The 15,787-nt window shown below is 66.6% G+C and carries 16 protein-coding genes, 1 tRNA gene and 1 pseudogene; 9 read left to right on the top strand and 9 right to left on the bottom strand.

Annotation, left to right across the window (positions count from 1 at the left end):
* Positions 1–49: 49 nt before the first annotated feature.
* The 6 genes from FOH10_RS01590 to FOH10_RS01565 all read right to left on the bottom strand — a co-directional run bounded on the left by FOH10_RS01590 (position 50) and on the right by FOH10_RS01565 (position 6,753).
* On the bottom strand, positions 50–1,855 hold the full coding sequence (locus tag FOH10_RS01590) for a putative bifunctional diguanylate cyclase/phosphodiesterase (RefSeq protein ID WP_244962029.1): 1,806 nt from the start codon (positions 1,853–1,855) through the stop codon (positions 50–52).
* 67 nt (positions 1,856–1,922) lie between these two features.
* The gene (locus FOH10_RS01585) at positions 1,923–4,067 is read right to left on the bottom strand and encodes an Rv1355c family protein (RefSeq protein ID WP_143979344.1); all 2,145 of its coding nucleotides are present in this window, start codon (positions 4,065–4,067) and stop codon (positions 1,923–1,925) included.
* Positions 4,068–4,069: 2 nt separating this feature from the next.
* Positions 4,070–4,807, bottom strand: coding sequence for a hypothetical protein (locus tag FOH10_RS01580; RefSeq protein WP_143979343.1), 738 nt, complete (start codon positions 4,805–4,807; stop codon positions 4,070–4,072).
* Positions 4,808–5,060: 253 nt separating this feature from the next.
* A complete protein-coding gene (locus tag FOH10_RS01575; protein WP_039817131.1) occupies positions 5,061–5,495 on the bottom strand; it encodes an effector binding domain-containing protein in 435 nt (144 codons plus the stop codon).
* Positions 5,492–5,935: a GyrI-like domain-containing protein gene (locus tag FOH10_RS01570; RefSeq protein ID WP_029931205.1), complete on the bottom strand. Its 444-nt coding sequence runs from the start codon at positions 5,933–5,935 to the stop codon at positions 5,492–5,494. The genes FOH10_RS01575 and FOH10_RS01570 overlap by 4 nt, the downstream gene beginning before the upstream one ends.
* 125 nt (positions 5,936–6,060) lie before the next feature.
* Positions 6,061–6,753 (bottom strand): trimeric intracellular cation channel family protein, encoded by a 693-nt coding sequence (locus tag FOH10_RS01565; RefSeq protein ID WP_143979342.1) that lies wholly within the window; start codon positions 6,751–6,753, stop codon positions 6,061–6,063.
* A 116-nt stretch (positions 6,754–6,869) separates the two neighbouring features.
* Between FOH10_RS01565 and FOH10_RS01560 the strand changes: the two genes are divergently transcribed.
* The 4 genes from FOH10_RS01560 to FOH10_RS01545 all read left to right on the top strand — a co-directional run bounded on the left by FOH10_RS01560 (position 6,870) and on the right by FOH10_RS01545 (position 9,327).
* Positions 6,870–7,559, top strand: a complete 690-nt coding sequence (locus FOH10_RS01560) for a uracil-DNA glycosylase (protein WP_221937915.1) — start codon at positions 6,870–6,872, stop codon at positions 7,557–7,559.
* Between the two features lie 97 nt (positions 7,560–7,656).
* A complete protein-coding gene (locus FOH10_RS01555) occupies positions 7,657–8,022 on the top strand; it encodes a type II toxin-antitoxin system RelE/ParE family toxin (protein ID WP_143979340.1) in 366 nt (121 codons plus the stop codon).
* Complete coding sequence (locus FOH10_RS01550) at positions 8,019–8,336, top strand: helix-turn-helix domain-containing protein (RefSeq protein ID WP_143979339.1); 318 nt, start codon at positions 8,019–8,021, stop codon at positions 8,334–8,336. The genes FOH10_RS01555 and FOH10_RS01550 overlap by 4 nt, the downstream gene beginning before the upstream one ends.
* Positions 8,337–8,694: 358 nt before the next feature.
* The gene (locus FOH10_RS01545; protein ID WP_221937997.1) at positions 8,695–9,327 is read left to right on the top strand and encodes a TetR/AcrR family transcriptional regulator; all 633 of its coding nucleotides are present in this window, start codon (positions 8,695–8,697) and stop codon (positions 9,325–9,327) included.
* Here FOH10_RS01545 and FOH10_RS01540 read toward each other — a convergent pair.
* Positions 9,309–10,259: a phosphotransferase family protein gene (locus FOH10_RS01540; protein WP_143979338.1), complete on the bottom strand. Its 951-nt coding sequence runs from the start codon at positions 10,257–10,259 to the stop codon at positions 9,309–9,311. The two genes, FOH10_RS01545 and FOH10_RS01540, sit on opposite strands and share 19 nt — an antisense overlap.
* 129 nt (positions 10,260–10,388) lie before the next feature.
* Between FOH10_RS01540 and FOH10_RS01535 the strand changes: the two genes are divergently transcribed.
* Together FOH10_RS01535 and FOH10_RS34640 are read left to right on the top strand one after the other, a co-directional pair.
* Positions 10,389–10,461 (top strand) — tRNA-Ala (locus FOH10_RS01535).
* A 93-nt stretch (positions 10,462–10,554) separates the two neighbouring features.
* Entirely contained in the window at positions 10,555–11,226 is a 672-nt protein-coding gene (locus FOH10_RS34640) for a type II toxin-antitoxin system VapC family toxin (RefSeq protein ID WP_186000680.1), read from the top strand.
* Here FOH10_RS34640 and FOH10_RS01525 read toward each other — a convergent pair.
* Positions 11,145–12,320, bottom strand: a complete 1,176-nt coding sequence (locus FOH10_RS01525) for a DUF3558 family protein (protein WP_143979337.1) — start codon at positions 12,318–12,320, stop codon at positions 11,145–11,147. The genes FOH10_RS34640 and FOH10_RS01525 overlap by 82 nt on opposite strands.
* Positions 12,321–12,456: 136 nt before the next feature.
* On the opposite strand from FOH10_RS01525, the pseudogene FOH10_RS36190 reads away from it, so the two are divergent.
* Together FOH10_RS36190 and FOH10_RS01515 are read left to right on the top strand one after the other, a co-directional pair.
* A pseudogene (locus FOH10_RS36190) lies at positions 12,457–12,501 on the top strand (hypothetical protein); the annotation flags it as partial.
* A gap of 165 nt (positions 12,502–12,666) precedes the next feature.
* Positions 12,667–13,071, top strand: a complete 405-nt coding sequence (locus FOH10_RS01515; RefSeq protein ID WP_143979336.1) for a hypothetical protein — start codon at positions 12,667–12,669, stop codon at positions 13,069–13,071.
* A gap of 76 nt (positions 13,072–13,147) precedes the next feature.
* Here FOH10_RS01515 and FOH10_RS01510 read toward each other — a convergent pair whose 3' ends face one another.
* Positions 13,148–13,723, bottom strand: a complete 576-nt coding sequence (locus FOH10_RS01510) for a hypothetical protein (protein ID WP_143979335.1) — start codon at positions 13,721–13,723, stop codon at positions 13,148–13,150.
* A gap of 26 nt (positions 13,724–13,749) precedes the next feature.
* Here FOH10_RS01510 and FOH10_RS01505 point away from each other — a divergent pair, with 26 nt between their 5' ends.
* Positions 13,750–15,609 carry an outer membrane protein assembly factor BamB family protein gene (locus FOH10_RS01505; RefSeq protein WP_143979334.1) on the top strand — a complete coding sequence of 620 codons (1,860 nt, stop codon included), beginning with the start codon at positions 13,750–13,752 and terminating at the stop codon, positions 15,607–15,609.
* Positions 15,610–15,787: the final 178 nt, after the last annotated feature.

Below are 15,787 nucleotides of genomic sequence, written 5' to 3'. Positions count from 1 at the left end.
TATTTCCGGGGTCGCGTCGATTTCAACAACCGGACGGCCGTCCAGGTACCTAGCGCGGCGCGGACCCCGGCAGGTCGAGATCCAACGCGATCCGCCCGGCCGCCAGATGCGCCTCCACCTCCTCGGCGGGCATGGGACGCGCGATGAGGAATCCCTGGGCGCGATAGCAGCCCAGTGCCACGAGCGTGCGGGCCGCCACGGTCGTCTCCACACCCTCGCCGACGACGCCGAGACCGAACGAACCAGCAAGCCCCACAATGGATTTCACAATCGCCAGGTCGTCGGCGCTGGCGCCCAGCCGCTGCACGAAACCCCGGTCGATCTTCACCGCGTCCACCGGCAGCGCCTTGAGGTGCGACAGCGAGGAGTAGCCGGTGCCGAAATCGTCGATGGCGATCTGCACGCCCATCCGCTTGAGCCCGCGCAGCGTCACCTGGGTGCGCGCGAGGTCTTGCACCACAACATGTTCGGTGATCTCCAGGCAGACCGACGAGCCGTCGATGCCGAAACGCCGCAGAATATCCTCCATGGTCTCGACGAAGTCGAGACTCACCAACTGCACCGGCGACACATTGATGCGAATAACCACATTCGACGCCAGCCCCCGCCGCCGCCATTTCGCGAACTGTTCACAGGCCGAGCGAATCACCCAGCGCCCCAACTCACCCGCGAGGTTGGTGGCCTCCGCGACCCCCACGAACGCCCCCGGCGGTAGCAGCCCCCGGGTCGGATGCTGCCAGCGCACCAGCGCCTCCAGCGCCACCACCCGCCCCGTCCGCAGATCCACCTCGGGCTGATAGTGCAGCAGCAGCGACCCGTCCGCCACCGCCCCGCGCAGATTCAATTCCACATCGTCCTGGAGTTCGAACTGCGCCCGCATGGCGTCGGTGAACACCGCGACCCCGTTGCCCCCGCTCGACTTCGCCGACAACAGTGCGTGGTCGGCCCGCCGCAGCACATCCGCCACCGTGGTCTCCCCCGGAATCCCCACGGCCACACCAACACTCGCTCCCCGACTCACCGATTCCCCACCCACGGTGACCCGCCGCCCGATGAGCTGCCGAATCCGCGCCGCCTCACTCTCCGCCGCCACCGCGTCCATCGGCTTGGCCGGCACGATCACGAACTCGTCACCCCCGAGCCGGGCGATCATATCCGCCGGATCCAGATTCTCGCGTAGTCGTGCCGACAGCGTCCGAATGAAGTTGTCCCCCGCCGTATGCCCGAGAAAGTCGTTGAGCGCCTTCAACCGATCCAGATCGAGGAAGAACGCCGCCACCGGCCCCAGATTCCCGGGCCGCAACCGCTCCTCCATATGCTCGAGCAGCGCCCGCCGGTTCGCCAGGCCGGTGAGGTCGTCGTGCATGGCGATGTAGCGCAGGCGGTCTTCGGCCACCACGCGAGCCTGTAGTTGTGCGAAGAGCGCGGCGATCGCCTTCAGCACATTGATCTCGCGGGTGGACCATTCCCGGTCCCCCTGCTTGATGAATCCCAGCAGCCCGGTCGATTCGCCGCGCGAGACCAGCGGTACCGCCGCCGTGGACACATTGGCGATGCCGGAGGACCGCGCGATCGTGTCCTGATAGTCGTCGAACGGGTGGCTGGGGCGCACGATCATGACGTCGAGCTGGTTCTCGCTCATCGCGAACGCGGAGTCGGCCGTCTCGAAGTGAATGACCCGCAGAGGATCCGGTTCCACCGACACGGCGCGGTGCGGCCATTCGGCGATCAGTATCGACGCGCGCTTCTCACGATCGGTGTGCCGCAGGTAGCTGAAATCCACGTCGAAGTGCTCGACCAGCCAGGACAGCACGCGCTCGCTCGCCGCCACCATGGTGGTGGCGTCGACACCCATCAACTCGGAGGCAACCTGGGTCACCAGTGAGTCGAGCGTCCGCCGAGGCACGTTGTCTCCGATCTCACTAACCGCGGGTGTCCGCGTCCGGTACCGGAAGTCGCCGGCTGCGGACCGTGGCATCGGCCGCGTAGCTCAAGCGCAGCACCAATGCCATGGTCTCGTGCTCAGGCACTTCCAGTAGGTCAAGGAAACGGCCCTGAAGTGACGTTAGTGTATCGGCGAACTCCGGGGAAACCGTGGACAACTCCGCCGGTCGGCGGGCGAACAGAAAGGCCGGCGATACCGGCTGAACGGCCAAACCGTACCGCTCGGCCTCGATCCACACCCGCTGCACGACCTCACCGGCACGCGCGTAACCGGCCAGTTCGTCCCCATCGTCCGGCGGCGGCACCCGGTAGGTCACGGCCACCAGGGCCGAACTCGACAGCACCCGATCGCGGGTGTACGACCCCAGCGCCTCCCCGCCGTCGAAATCCCGTAAGCGGGCCATCACATCGGCGCGCCGTCCGATGCCGAGTGTCGCCGCCTCGTAGGGCGCGAACTCCATACTGCGCAGGTCCAAGCCGGTGCGCAGGTCATCGCCCGGACCGCGCAATTCGGAGAACATCTCCGCGTGCATCTGGGGTGTGAGATACCGACAGCGGTCGGCCGTGCCGAGCAGATCCGCGGCCGATGTCACCGCGGACCGGGTGACGGCACATCGCAGCGCCCCACCGGCAGCCTCGGCGACCCTCGCGAGACCGGCCAGGATGTCGGCATCCAGCGCGGCGCCCGTGCCGAAGTGCCGGTTGGTGTGGCGGTCGAGAATCGCGGAATAGTCGCACGCGAGCGCCGGATCACTGCCGTCACCCAACGTCAGTACCGCGGTCAGCGGCGCCGCTCCGTTCGTCAGCAGTCGACTGGAACCGAGCAGCCCCGCCGCGGCCGCGGCCACCCGCGCGTTGTACAGCGCCGCGCCGACCGCGAGCGCGCTGCCGCGATACCCGATATCGATGACGGTGGATCGTTCCGGCGCCAAGGCGATCTCGATCGCATCGTCGGTGCATCGCAGGGTCCACGGCTGGGCATTACCACCGGACGGTGCACATTGCGCGGCCGCCAGCACCGCTGCCACCCCACTCCGCGGCGCCGATTCCGGATCGGCCTCCGGCCAGGCGGCCTCGCCGGGTGGAACCGGCTCGGCGATGGCATCGAGGCAGCTCTCCAGATCGACGCGGGTGCGACCGGACGGCAGCTTGCGGCCCAGGCCGAGCTGTCGTACCGCCGTAGCGGCGATGGCCGCGCCCAGATGCACGTCACCGCCCAATTGCGGCCAACTGGAGATGGTTTCGCCGACCTCGACCAGGCTGGCCGCCATGGAGGCAGAGAATCCCGCAGCATCGAGAATCCGCACCACGTGCGGGGCCTTCTCGCGGGTCGTCAGTCCGCGTAGGTCCGCGGAACGCGTGTCACCGAGCAGACCGTGGAAGGGCGGGCGGGTGGGTTCCAGGTCGAACCGCTCCACGTCGAGCAGGCCACGGTCGCTGGTGTCCATGATGACCGGGATGGCGCGCCGACGCGCGGCCTCCCGCACCGTGAGCTTGATGTCCAGGGAGTCGCATTCCTCCACGACGAGGGACAGGCCGTCCAGGAAGGCATCCACATTGTCGCCGTCGACACCACCGGTGAAGACCCGCACCGGTAGGTAGGGATCGAGCTCAGCAACCCGCCGGGCAGCGACCACGGCCTTGTTCACGCCGATATCGAACAGGGTTCCCGGCAATCGGTTCAAATTGGATAGCTCGACGGTATCGAAATCCGCGAGGCGTAGCTCACCGCATGTGCCCTCCATCACGAGTACATGCGCAATGGAATGACCGACGCTCTGCCCGACGATGCCGATCTTTTGCCGCGCGAGGGTTTCCTGCTCGGCCCGCGTGATTTTGTTCCTATTGCGATCCAGGCGAATCGCACGCATGGTTTCGGGCCCCGGCAGGCCGAGTACCGTCCCTCGCCAGGGGTAGTAAATCCAGCGGTCGGAATCGATGGTTTCCGCGAGCTGCGGCCTCGATACCAAGCCATTGAACTCGGCGCGCAGCAAATCGCGAAGATCACGAAAGGTGACGCCGCCGTCCGCTCGTAACCGCGCCAGTTCGGCTGCGTCACCGAGATCGGATTCGTCGAAGAACAGCGGCCGGTACGCATCGGCCGCGACACCATCGGTCGCCATGCCTACGCCAGCCCTCCGCGGCAGCGGGCCGGATCGGGCAGCATCGCCGAATGCGCTTCCAGCTGGGCGGTTTCGGCATCGATCAGGGCGAGCTGAGCAGGCTCCGCGACAGTGCGGATGTTGGGGACATCCCACCACATCGGGACGGTCCGGTAGCGCTCGTCCGGGTAGGGAACGGGCGGAATCCACCACGCGATGACGCCGCCCGCGGTGCGGTATCGGTCAGCGGCGTGCGAGGCGGCCGTCCCGAGCCCGTACCGCGCCCCGAGCAACCGCGTGAGGTGGACGGCGCCGCGGGGGATCGCGGCACCGAGCTCGATGCGGCAGTCCGCATCCCGGGCCACCCAGGCCGCTTTCAACTCCACGACCCCCTCGGGAATCCGATCGGAGATCATCCTCCGGAAATGAGCCTCGCCGGGCTGGCCCGTCCACTCCAGCAAAGCGGCGGCCTCGTCGATATGCGCGTAGGGCCCCTGCGCCCGCAGACCCGCGACCACCTGCCCGTCGGCATCCAGGGCCGTCATGAACAGGGCGGTGGAATGTCCGTCGATCACGTTGTCGTAATCGAGCGCGACATCCACGCCGTAGTGTCGGTAAACGCCCAGCGCACCGTCGATGTTGCGGCGCCACAGTCGCGGATGTGCCTGCGGTGTGCCGATGTAGAACGTGCACCCCGACGGTTCATCCCGAAATCGCAGCAAGTCCGTACCAGCACTTTCCGCGATCAGACCGACAGCCATACAGTTCCTACTCCGTTGCTACGCGACCACTTCGCGCCACTACCGAACTCGTCCCGATACGCTCATGCATCCAGCGCGCGCGACGCAGGCACCTAGGGGAGTATCCGCCACGCACATGGAATTGTCCAGGCGTCTGGCAAATCTCCCGAAACCCTCATGCGCATGCGGAAACTTAGCCCGGTCAGATCATTGCTATCAGTCACGAAATACAACCACAAGACTGGTTGGTTCCAATTTAGTTAACTGGCAGCTATCAGATCAGGATGGAGATGAAGAGCTCCACCTCGGAGGTGCCGCGCCAGATCTCGATCTCCTCGCGGTAGGCGCGGGTGATCTCCGCCGATGCCGTCGCATCGTCGACCTGGGCCCAGACGTCCTCGACCGGATCGTGGTAGTCGCCGTTGGGCTCGAAGCGGGCGTACACGCCCTTGGGAACCTTGATCAGCACATCGCCGACGGGCACCTCGTGCACGTCGGGGTACTCGTAGGACACCAGCACGTTGTAGTTGCCCGCCGGATCCGGCACGTAGACGGTGGCCAGCGGCGGTTCGAGGCCGTTGCGCTCGCGCAGCCGGTCGCGCAGGAACTCGATGAGCTCACTGTTGCTCACCTTGAAGCTGGGCCGGACCCGCGGCACCACCAGGCCGCCGTAGATCGCGCCGGGGCGCACCACGATCGAATAGCTCATGAGGCTTCGACCGCCAGATACAGGTCGATCTTGTACGCGTGCGGATAACACTCGAAGTCGCCGGTGTAGGTGCGTTTGATCTGCTTGTGCTCCTCGGCGAACGCGATCTGGGTCCATAGATCGGTCATGATCTGCGGGAAGTTGCCGACCGAGGAGAACCGCGCGTACGTGCCGCGCGGCAGCCGCGCCACCACATGCCCCCGGGTGACCTCGTCGAACGAACCGCACTGGTAGCCGACGATCTGCGTGTTGTAGGTGCCGAGTTCGGCGGCGAAATCGGTGTAGGCCGCCGCCAGCGGGCCGCCGAGTTCCTGATGCAGCACCGCCGCCCAGGCCACCTCCAGATCGTGGTCGCGCAGTTCACCGAGCGCGCGTTTCGGACTGCGCACGGGCAGACCGGCAACCCACGTCTCGTCCCGCTCGACGATCTCAAACTGCATGGAAGAAACTCTCTCGAGGTGTGATCGCATGGGCAGGTGCGCAATCCGTATTGCCCGCGTCGGCCAGCATCGACATGCTATCAACCGAGTTAGCCCAGCCTTGGCGACACGACCGCGAGCAGGTGTCACGGTGCGTCGGGCGCCGCGTCCCGGCGGCGATGCGGACGGGCCAGCGGGGCGCGCCAGTGCAGGCGCAGCGCGGCCACCCGTATGCCGAATGCGACCGCGCCCGCGAGCGCGCCCGTCCAGTAGGTGTAGACGCCGAAGTGCAGCAGTGTCGCCGTGGCGGCGGCGCCGACCAGCGCCGGGATGGCGTAGACCTCCTCGTCGGGACGCAGGATGCTCGGGGGACGTCCGGCCAGCACATCGCGGACGACACCGCCGCCCACCGCGGTGAGCACGCCCAGCGCGGCGGCCGAGAAGGCCGACAGCCCGTGGTGGTAGGCGGTGACGGTGCCGGTGACGCAGAAGCTGGCGAGGCCGACCGCGTCAGCCATGGCGAGCGGGGTGCGAACGAGTCGCCGCGGCGGGTGCCAGAAGAAGATGATCAGCGCGGCCAGCAGCGCGGTGGCCGGATAGCGGAGATGGACGAAGGCCGCCGGTGGCGTCGCCCCGATGACGAGATCGCGCATGATGCCGCCGCCGAGTGCGGTGCAGACGGCCAGCACGGCAATACCGACCAGGTCGTATCTCTTGTGGACTGCCAGCAGCGCACCGGACACGGCAAAGGCGAAGACCCCCAGCAGATCTCCCACCTCCTGTGCGATACCGGCCGCACCGCCCAGCTCCGCCAGGTAGGCCATGTACGCACCCTCCATGTCGCAAATATTCGGCAATCGGGCTAAGTATGCCCGGCTGTCCGATTTCGGCCTGTCATGGGACGGCGTTGCGGGCGGCATGGTTGGCTGGAACCGTGTTCCGCACGATCTCCGATATGGAGGACGACCTTGTCGAGTGCCGAGCCTGCCCGCGTCTGGTGGCGTGGCGGGAGCGGGTCGCCGACGAGAAGCGCGCGGCCTTCCGCGAGGAGGCGTACTGGGGTCGACCGGTGCCCGGATACGGCCCGGACGATGCGAAACTGCTGGTGGTCGGCCTGGCTCCGGCCGCGCACGGCGGCAATCGCACCGGACGGATGTTCACCGGGGACCGCAGCGGCGATGTCCTCTACGCCGCCATGCACGCCGTCGGCCTCGCCAATCAACCGACCGCCGCACATCGCGGCGACGGCCTGCGCCTGCTCGGCGCCCGCGTCACCGCCCCCGTCCACTGCGCCCCGCCCGACAACAAACCGACCACCACCGAACGCGACACCTGCCGCCGCTGGCTGATAGCCGAACTCGACCTCCTCGCCCCCACGCTGCGTTCGATCGTGGTCCTGGGCGGCTGGGGCTGGCAGGCCCTGCTTCCCACCCTCGCCCAATCCGGCTGGGCACTATCGAAACCCAGACCCAAGTTCGGCCACGGCGTCCACACCACCATCACCCCCACTCACCCCGACCGCACACCCCTGCACCTGTTCGGCTGCTACCACGTCAGCCAGCAGAACACCTTCACGGGCCGCCTGACTCCGGCCATGCTGGAAGCCGTGCTGGCCGAGGCGAAGGGCGCTGCTGATATCCGGTGACGACTGAAGCACATCCACCCACGCGTGTCGCCTTCCACCAGCAGCACGTCCCACGAAAACGCGCCGCCCATCGTATAGTAATTCCTATACTCACCGGGTGGCCGACCAAGACTGGGACATCTACGTAGTCGATGAGGTTCGGGAATGGATCGAGCAACTGGAAGGAGCCGACTTCAACCGAGTCGTTCAGGCCATCGACGTATTGGCCGAGTTCGGCCCTGGTCTCGGACGCCCGCTCGCGGATACGATCACCGGTTCGAGGATCCCGAATCTGAAGGAGTTGCGTCCCGGCACCGTTCGAATCCTGTTCGTGTTCGATCCCTGGCGCTCGACCGTTCTCCTGGTAGCCGGCGACAAACACAAGAGATGGGAGTCGTGGTACCGCGAGGCCATTCCATTAGCTGAGCAGCGCTACGAGACATACTTGAAGGAACGACGAGAAGAACTGGAGGAACCGCGATGAGCGGATACTCGCGCTGGCGGGACATCCGCGCCGGGCTCGTCGATCGCGCGGGCGGCGAAGAAGCTGTCGCCGCCGGCAGGGAAGAACTGCTGGCTGAAGTGATCGGTCAGCGGCTGGCCGAGATCCGGCTGTCCCGTGGGCTGACCCAACAGCAGATCGCCGACCGCATGGGAGTCACCAAGGGACGGATCTCACAAATCGAGCGCGGACATATCGCAGGCTACGAACTGCTGGCTCGCTACGCGACCGCGCTCGGCGGCCGACTGCAACAGTCGATTCACTTCGACGACGGAGAGACAGCCGCAATCGCGTGAGCCCGGGCTGCACAGCCAGCAGCCGAGGTCTTCGGCACCGTCGAAGACAGGATCGCACCGTGTGACGTGTGGTCCGGCAACACTGGAAGCCGTTCTGGCCGAGGCGACATCGGCTGCGGGTCTCGATAGTGGGTAGCCGGTACGGCGATCGCCGAGGCTCCGACCGCTGATGGCGTGTGCACAGCTGGTGATCCATCCGGTCGGGCCAACTTCGCGACCGCCACCGTCTACGCGCTCATTGCGGGCGTGGCTCCGGCGGGCGCCGGGTGGCGGCTCCGGTGGCAAGCGTGATCGGTAGTCCGGTCGACCACGCGGCGCGGCTCGCTACGATGCGGGCGTGAGCAGGGGTGACGAGAGTGTGGAGGAGGTCGCCGCCGAGGTGGCCGAGCCGCGCGGCGGGCGGCGGCGGGAGCAGACCCGGCAGCGGTTGCTGGACGCCGCGTTCGACGCGTTCGCGGATGAGGGGTTCGGGCGGTGTTCGGTCGAGCAGGTGTGTGAGCGGGCCGGGTTCACCCGGGGCGCGTTCTATTCGAATTTCACCTCGCTCGAGGAACTGTTCCTCGCCATGTGGGAGCAGCGCTCCAGCCGGATGCTGAGCGAGGTGCGGGCGGTTCTGGACGCGCCCGCCGCGGTGACGGTGTCGCAGCCGCGGCAGGTGGTGGAGCATGTGCTGGCCGCGGTTCCCGTGGACGACAAGTGGTTTCGCATCACCTCGGAGTTCACCGCGCACGCCCTGCGCACCCCGGCGCTGCGCCGGGCCATGGTGGCTCGGGAGGAGTCGATCGCCGCGGCCCTGATCCCCGTGATCGTGACGCTGCTGGAACGTGCGGGACGCATCGTCCCCGATCCGCGCGCCCTGGGCCGCGCACTGGTCGCAGTCCACGACGGCACCCTCGCCCAATGCCTGCTGGAACCGGACAATCCGGCCGTGCGCGAGGGGCGGGTGGACCTGTTCCTCCAGGTCGTGCTGGCCTACAGCACCCCCGCCTGATCCGTGAGCCCGTCCAGCGCCCGCACCAGGCGGCCGAGGCTCTGCTCCCGCAGGTCCGGCATATCGTTCTCGATCCCGTGCAGGAGGTCGTCGGCCGGGTCGGCACAGGTCCAGAACTCCAGCTTGCGCACCAGCGACGCGTCCAGCTCCCGCCCGCGCCCCTGCTGCACCTGCCGCACGAAGTCGGCGCCCGCCTCCGCCCACAGGTAGCACAGGTCGTAATCCGGATCCCCGACCTGCGTATCCCCGAAGTCGATCACTCCGCTGATGCGATCGCCCTCGATCAGCAGATGATCCAGGCTCACATCCCCGTGGATCAGGCTCGGCCGGTACGCGAAGTTCTCCACATCGCCCAGGTACCGCTCGTACACCGCCACCAACCGCCGCCCCCGCTCCGCATCCAACAGCGGCACGACCTCGTCCTCCAGCATGTCCAGGGTCTCCGCGAAGTCCGCCCGGAAATCGGCCACCTCCACCCCCAATTCGACCGCCCGTTCCACCGGAAACGCGTGCACCTGCTCCAGAAACTCCGCCACCTGCCGCGCCGTCCCCGCCCCGAGCAGCCCACGCCGATGCCACTCCTCCGGCAGCACCACTTCACCCGGTACCACCGGATACACACAGAACTCCCCCGGCCCCAACGGATTCGGCGCCGTGAACGCGAACCGCGGAATAGGCAGCCCCACCCGCGGCCCCAACTCCGGAAGCAACCGAGCCTCCCGCACCATCCCCTCCGCCCCCCACTCCCCCTTCGGCAACCGCATCACATACCGCCGCTCCCCCACCGCGACGATCATCGCCACACTCTCCATCCCCGCCCCCAACACCGCGATCTCCCCCGCGGCCAACTCCACCCCCAACTCCCCAGCCCCCACCAAGGCCCCCCGAACCCGCCCGTCCCAATCCCCCGGCAACTCGATACGCGCACTCATGTCCACCCCCGAATCCTAAGCACCCCCACAACCGATTTTCCGCCCCAAACACCCCTCTGACCAGCCGATTCGTCCTCCCCCGAACCCACCTGCTAAAGTTCTTCACCGCAGACCGGAAACGGACTGCACGGGGCTATAGCGCAGTTGGTAGCGCGCTTCGTTCGCATCGAAGAGGTCAGGGGTTCGATTCCCCTTAGCTCCACTTCACACGGGCCGCAGGTCATTGACCTGCGGCCCTGGTGCATTTCCGGCAATGTTGCGAACCGAACGGGTGCCCTACGCGGCCCCTACGTTCATGAAGGCGAAATCGAGCGTGTACCTGAATCCAGAGCAGGCTGCCCGTCCCGAGGAGGCTGCCGAGGCGACGGGGCGACCAGAAGCGGAGTTGATCCGTGAGGGGACCGACTTGGTGCTGCTGCGGTCGCACCGGTCCGTCGCACTCGCCCTTGGCCGTCGTTCGATTGCGGCGATCCTGGGTTTGCCACCAGTGAGGAACTGTTCGGCGCGGCACACGGCGAGTGAGCTTCTTCATCGCCGACACCTCGGCCGCATCGCCGCCTATGACCGCGCCACCGAACTGAACGAGCGGACCCGTGAATTCCTCTCCACCTCCGTCGCGGTCGTTTCGCCACTCGTACTCGACGAGGTCGATCATCTGCTCGTCGCGCGATTCGGAAAAGACCGCCGCACAGCCGATCTCGTCCTCGACGACCTGCTCACCTCCGCGGAGGAAGGCGCGGTGCTCGTGCCACCGGTGGACCGCGATGACCTCCGGGTCGCTCAGAAGATCATCGAACAGTATCGCAGCCTCCGGCTCGACCTGGCCGACGCGGTCACTGTCGTGCTCGCCGAGCGCTATTGCCCGAGAACGCCCGCAGAATGGCGTTATCGACCCGGCGGCAAGTACTGGACCAGAGGATCGGCGATTCGGAAGAGCTTCGTACACAGTGCGTCTCGGTCCCGATGATCGTAGTCACGCGACCTGACCGTCATCTCGACCACACCAACCGCGGCGGCGTATCGCTCCCCCTGCGGCGCGTCGAAGGCGAGGTTGCACTGGTTGCCCTCGGAGATAGCGTCGGGCAGGCTCATGGCCTGCCGGCCGCCCACGGTGATCGACTGGAAGCTCGGGTAATGGCCCGGGTAGTAGAAGACACTTGTGAACCGGTTGGCTCCCGCGCTGACCGAGAACGTATAGTCGTCGGTCTCCCACCCGCAGGTCTTGGCGTCGTCCAGCAGGCTGAAAACCTTGGTCGCCTTCGCGGCTGGGTCCAATCCCACCTGCGCTATCGCGGAGTCGGGAATGGTGCACGGATCCCAGACCGATATGGCGGAGGGTTCGCGCAACGGCGTGCTGACCGCCGACACCGGAGGCAGCGTGCGGTCGAATGTGGTCTGCGGCATGGTCGCCGGCAGTTCCCGAGCGAGAGCGGCGACAATGGATTCGGCGCCCGACCGGAGGTCGGCCTTCATATAGCGGGAACTGTAGACCGGGACGGCGTCACCGCCGGTCCAGTCCATGCCGACGACCTCGACATCGATCCTGAGATTGCCGACTTGAGCACTCGCGCCGGCCACGTCTCGATCCAGAAATCCCGAACCGGTCCAACTGAGCGCCTCATCGCCCACACCGGGCAACGGTGCGGTGGTGTCCACACGGGAGCCGAACCCGCCGGCGGGCCTCATGGTCGTCGTGATCGCCGGCAGGGGCACATCGACCATGAGGCCGATCTCGACAGTGCGAGACATGGGTCCGGCCTCCGGTGCACTGCTGCCATGCGGCACCGGGTCCTCCAAAACGAGGATGCAGCGGACCCTTCGGTACATGTTGTCAATTTTCGTTTCCAGCGTCTGCAGCCGCTTGTCCGTCCGGTACAGGTCACCGATGTACTCACGCAGAACCTCCGCGACCGGCCCGTCGATATCCGCGCAGGAGGGCGGCAAGGTGAACCCGGTGGTATGGTCGGCATCCCCATCTGTCCAGCCGGAGCAGCCAGCCGCCAACGCGCAGGCCCCGAAAAGTAACAGTGACAACGCAAACCGACCGGCCACCAGGTACATCTACCATATCGGTGTCGACAACCAGCAATCGAAGAAGCCAGGATGCCGTCCTCGAAGTCGAGATGAAGCCGCTGGCTTGTCGGCGCATCGCCGCGGCCAACGCTTCCACTGACGCAAGTCCAGTTACAGTGGCGCGGGCGAGAATTGCGTGGAGGTTGCCCCCGCCGGAGAACACGTCTAACTAAGGCACAGTAAGCGTCCCGACGACGGCTAATTCGACTTCACCCCCTGACAGCGGGTTTCGCCGGTTGGCCATCGTTGTGAGATTCCCGACAGACTTCGTTCCGAGGGTCTCGCAGGTCGCCCATGGCCCACGATGAATCGCCAATGAACCGAGGGGATTTCGATGTCCGCGAGCACCGCACGGCGGTCGAAGAAGAAGACGATCCGGGCGGTGACCTTGCTGCTGCTCATGGTCGGTCTGCTGGTGCCGGCGAAGTACGCCGACGTGAAGACGCGCGTCACCGGCGAACACGTCACCGCCTTTGTCGACGCCTGCCGTTACCAGAATGCCGGACGCGGTTCGGGCTGGCGGTGTACCGGCGACTGGACCTTGGCCGACGGTACTACCGGGTGGGGGAAGCTCTGGGGACTCGAAGACCGCAGGACCAGCGGGTCTCCCGTCGCGGTGTATGCGACGCGAGAGCGTGCGGTCACCGATAGTTGGTCGCACATCGCGACTTTCGCCGCCGGTGTGGTCGCGCTGGTTGCTCTCGCCGTTCTCGCAGTCTGGCGGTACCGGCAGCTCTGACCAGCCGGTAGGCGCGGCTGGCCCCTGTCGGCTCGGTAGTGATGCGCGCCTTCGCCTGCTCGCGGAGCCTCACCCGCTACCTCTCTCGGTACCATCGCCGACCGGTGCGGACCGCGATCGTGGCGAGCAGAGCCGCCGCGACACACCCGAGACAGAGGTACACCGTCCAGCGCGCACTGTCGATGACCGCGACATTGCCTCGGACTCGCGTGGCGATGACCGATCCGGTGGGGCGGTCGTCGGAAACCCCCTCCAACGGGGCGGATCCACGGCGACCATCGCCCTGCGTCCATGTGCCGGCGCAGACGAAACCGAAGGTCGGTCGGTCGGGATTGCGCAGCCGGCAGTCACTGATTCGCGCGGTCACCGGTTCGCCGGTGAAATACACCGAGATCTCGCGGTAAGAGATGAGCGCTATTCCGGTCAACCCGATCAAAACGATCACGGTGACGACGGCAAGACCTTCCGGCCAGTTCCTCATTCGCCACACCTCCTCATCGTCGGCGAGCGCGTGCCTGGTAGTCCCCATGACCGTGAGTATTCCCGGCGGATCAGAGGGAGCGGTTGGCGGCCGTGATCGTCCCGGCGCTGAGCGCGGTGGTGCGGTGTGCTGGAATGTGCGGACGGTGATCTGTTTCGTCGGCTCGAGCAACAGGATTCGGGGGGGTTGGTTCTGTCATGACTACAGACCCAGATCTGGAACTCTCACCCAGCCGCAGCGCGCGCATTCGGGCCGGGTTGGCGGGTGTGGGGTTCGGGTTGCTCGTCGGTGGCGCGTTACTGGGGATCTACAGCCGTTGCCTCGCCACTACTGCCACCTTGCATGACTACAAGTGGGATCATCGTACACCTTCGGTGGTAGGGGTGGCCGAACGATTCGGTGTCGCGGCAGCTATCGCGGCCACGCTGCTGATCGCCGTGACGGTCGCCGCGTTCATCCGTGGCCGCCGGTCCGGCGGGGACGAATGGCTCGAGGGCGGGCTCGAAAGATTGGCCATGGTCGTCGCGATCGGCTCCACGGCGACGCTGTTGCTGATGGTATGGGCCGGTGAGCTGCCCGACAAATACGAGCACCTGCGCACGTCGTATCCGTATTTCTCGCGGCTGCCGACGGCCGTCGCGGCGGTGGGGCTGGTCGTGGTCGGAAGCGTGCTGGTGTTGCCGCTACTGCGGCGGGTGACCGTCGCCTGGCGGGTCGGGTACCGCACAATGTCAACAGCTGTCGCGATGGGACTGGTGGTTTCAGCGGCCGTCTCGGTGGTGGCGGTTCGAGCCGGTGACGACACCGCCAATATCGATCACGTGACCGCCGCCCCCGGTGCCGCCGCACCGGTTCCCGGGCGGCTGGGTGCGCAGCGGTACCGGATCCCTGTACCGAGCAAACGCGAGATCGTGGTCGCGGGCACCGGATTCGTCGTCGCCGCCGAGGGCGGGCTCATCGCGTACGACGGGGCCACGGGCGCGCCGCGCTGGCACTATCTGCGGGTTCCACAGAACGGCACACTGAACCTCGGCTACAAGCCGAAGTCATTGCTGGCGGTCGCTAGCGGCGCGGTCATCATCGCCCGTTGGAAAGAGTTGGGGTACAAGGCTTTCGACGCGTTCACTGGTGAAATACTTTGGACCGCTTCGGAGTATGTCGACGACCTGGAACAGATCAATTGGGCCTGGCCGGTGACGGCACAGTCGGGTAACCCGCCTGCTCTGGCGTATGCGAACCCACCTGCTCTGGCATTGGCGAACCCGACACAGATCGCCGGCTACGATCCGCGCACCGGCGCCCGCGAGTGGATGACCGACACCGAGTTCGCTGACTGCCCTGTGGCCGAACGCAATTCGTGGAACAGGACAATTACGGACAAGGCCACTGGGAATGCTCTCTACCGGGCGCAACTGTGTAGCGCAGACGGCCGGTCTTGGACGCGAATCCTGTCCCTCGACCCCGCGACCGGCGCCGTGGTCGGCACCCGGGACATCGCGCACCACAGCAGCGCGCGCGGCACTTCTATCTTGATCCGGACGCTGGGCAACACGCTCGAGGTGGTCTGGCAGCCGCCAGACAGCCGCGACCAGATGGTGGTCCGGGTCACCGCGCCCGCCAACCTGGCCACCGCACCGATCCAGCAGCGGGGCAAGCATGTCGACGACATCGACCCCACCGGCCGGGATCTGCTCATCTCCCACAGTAACGGTCCCGGCAACCCTATCGTCTCCGAAATTCTCGACACCGATACCGGTTTGCCGCGCTACCAACTGGCCGAGGAAACTGGCGCACGCCCGCGTCCGGGGTATCGCGTCTTCCTCGACGACGAGCTCGTGGAGGTCGACGATTGGGCCGACCGGAACGGCAGCCGAGAGCTGCGATCATGGAGCCGCATCGACGGATCGGTGACCACGACGACGACCGTCGAGTCTTGTGGACAGTTCGACCAGCTTGCCACCGTGTTACCGGTACCCGGCGCGACGATCGTCGTCTGCCCGGCTGGATCGGAGAAATCAGACGACTCCGCGATCGTTGGATTCGGGGCGGGCGATTGACCATGCCGACATGGTCGAGCGATGGCGGGTGTTGCGGGGCCCTCGGGTTCGGTGTCACCGTACCTGCCACCAGACCGGTAGCAGAACCCGATTAGGACCCACCATCGACTCTGGCACGACAGCGCCACACCGAAGGCAGACCTCGCCCGTCCTGGGCTGGTTGTTCCCTGAGCAGTTT

Origin of the sequence: Nocardia otitidiscaviarum, assembly GCF_007362295.1 — a bacterium.
Taxonomy (GTDB): domain Bacteria; phylum Actinomycetota; class Actinomycetes; order Mycobacteriales; family Mycobacteriaceae; genus Nocardia; species Nocardia otitidiscaviarum.
The sequence above is the reverse complement of the archived record's forward strand: the minus strand, read 5'-3'. Positions and strand labels throughout refer to the sequence as shown.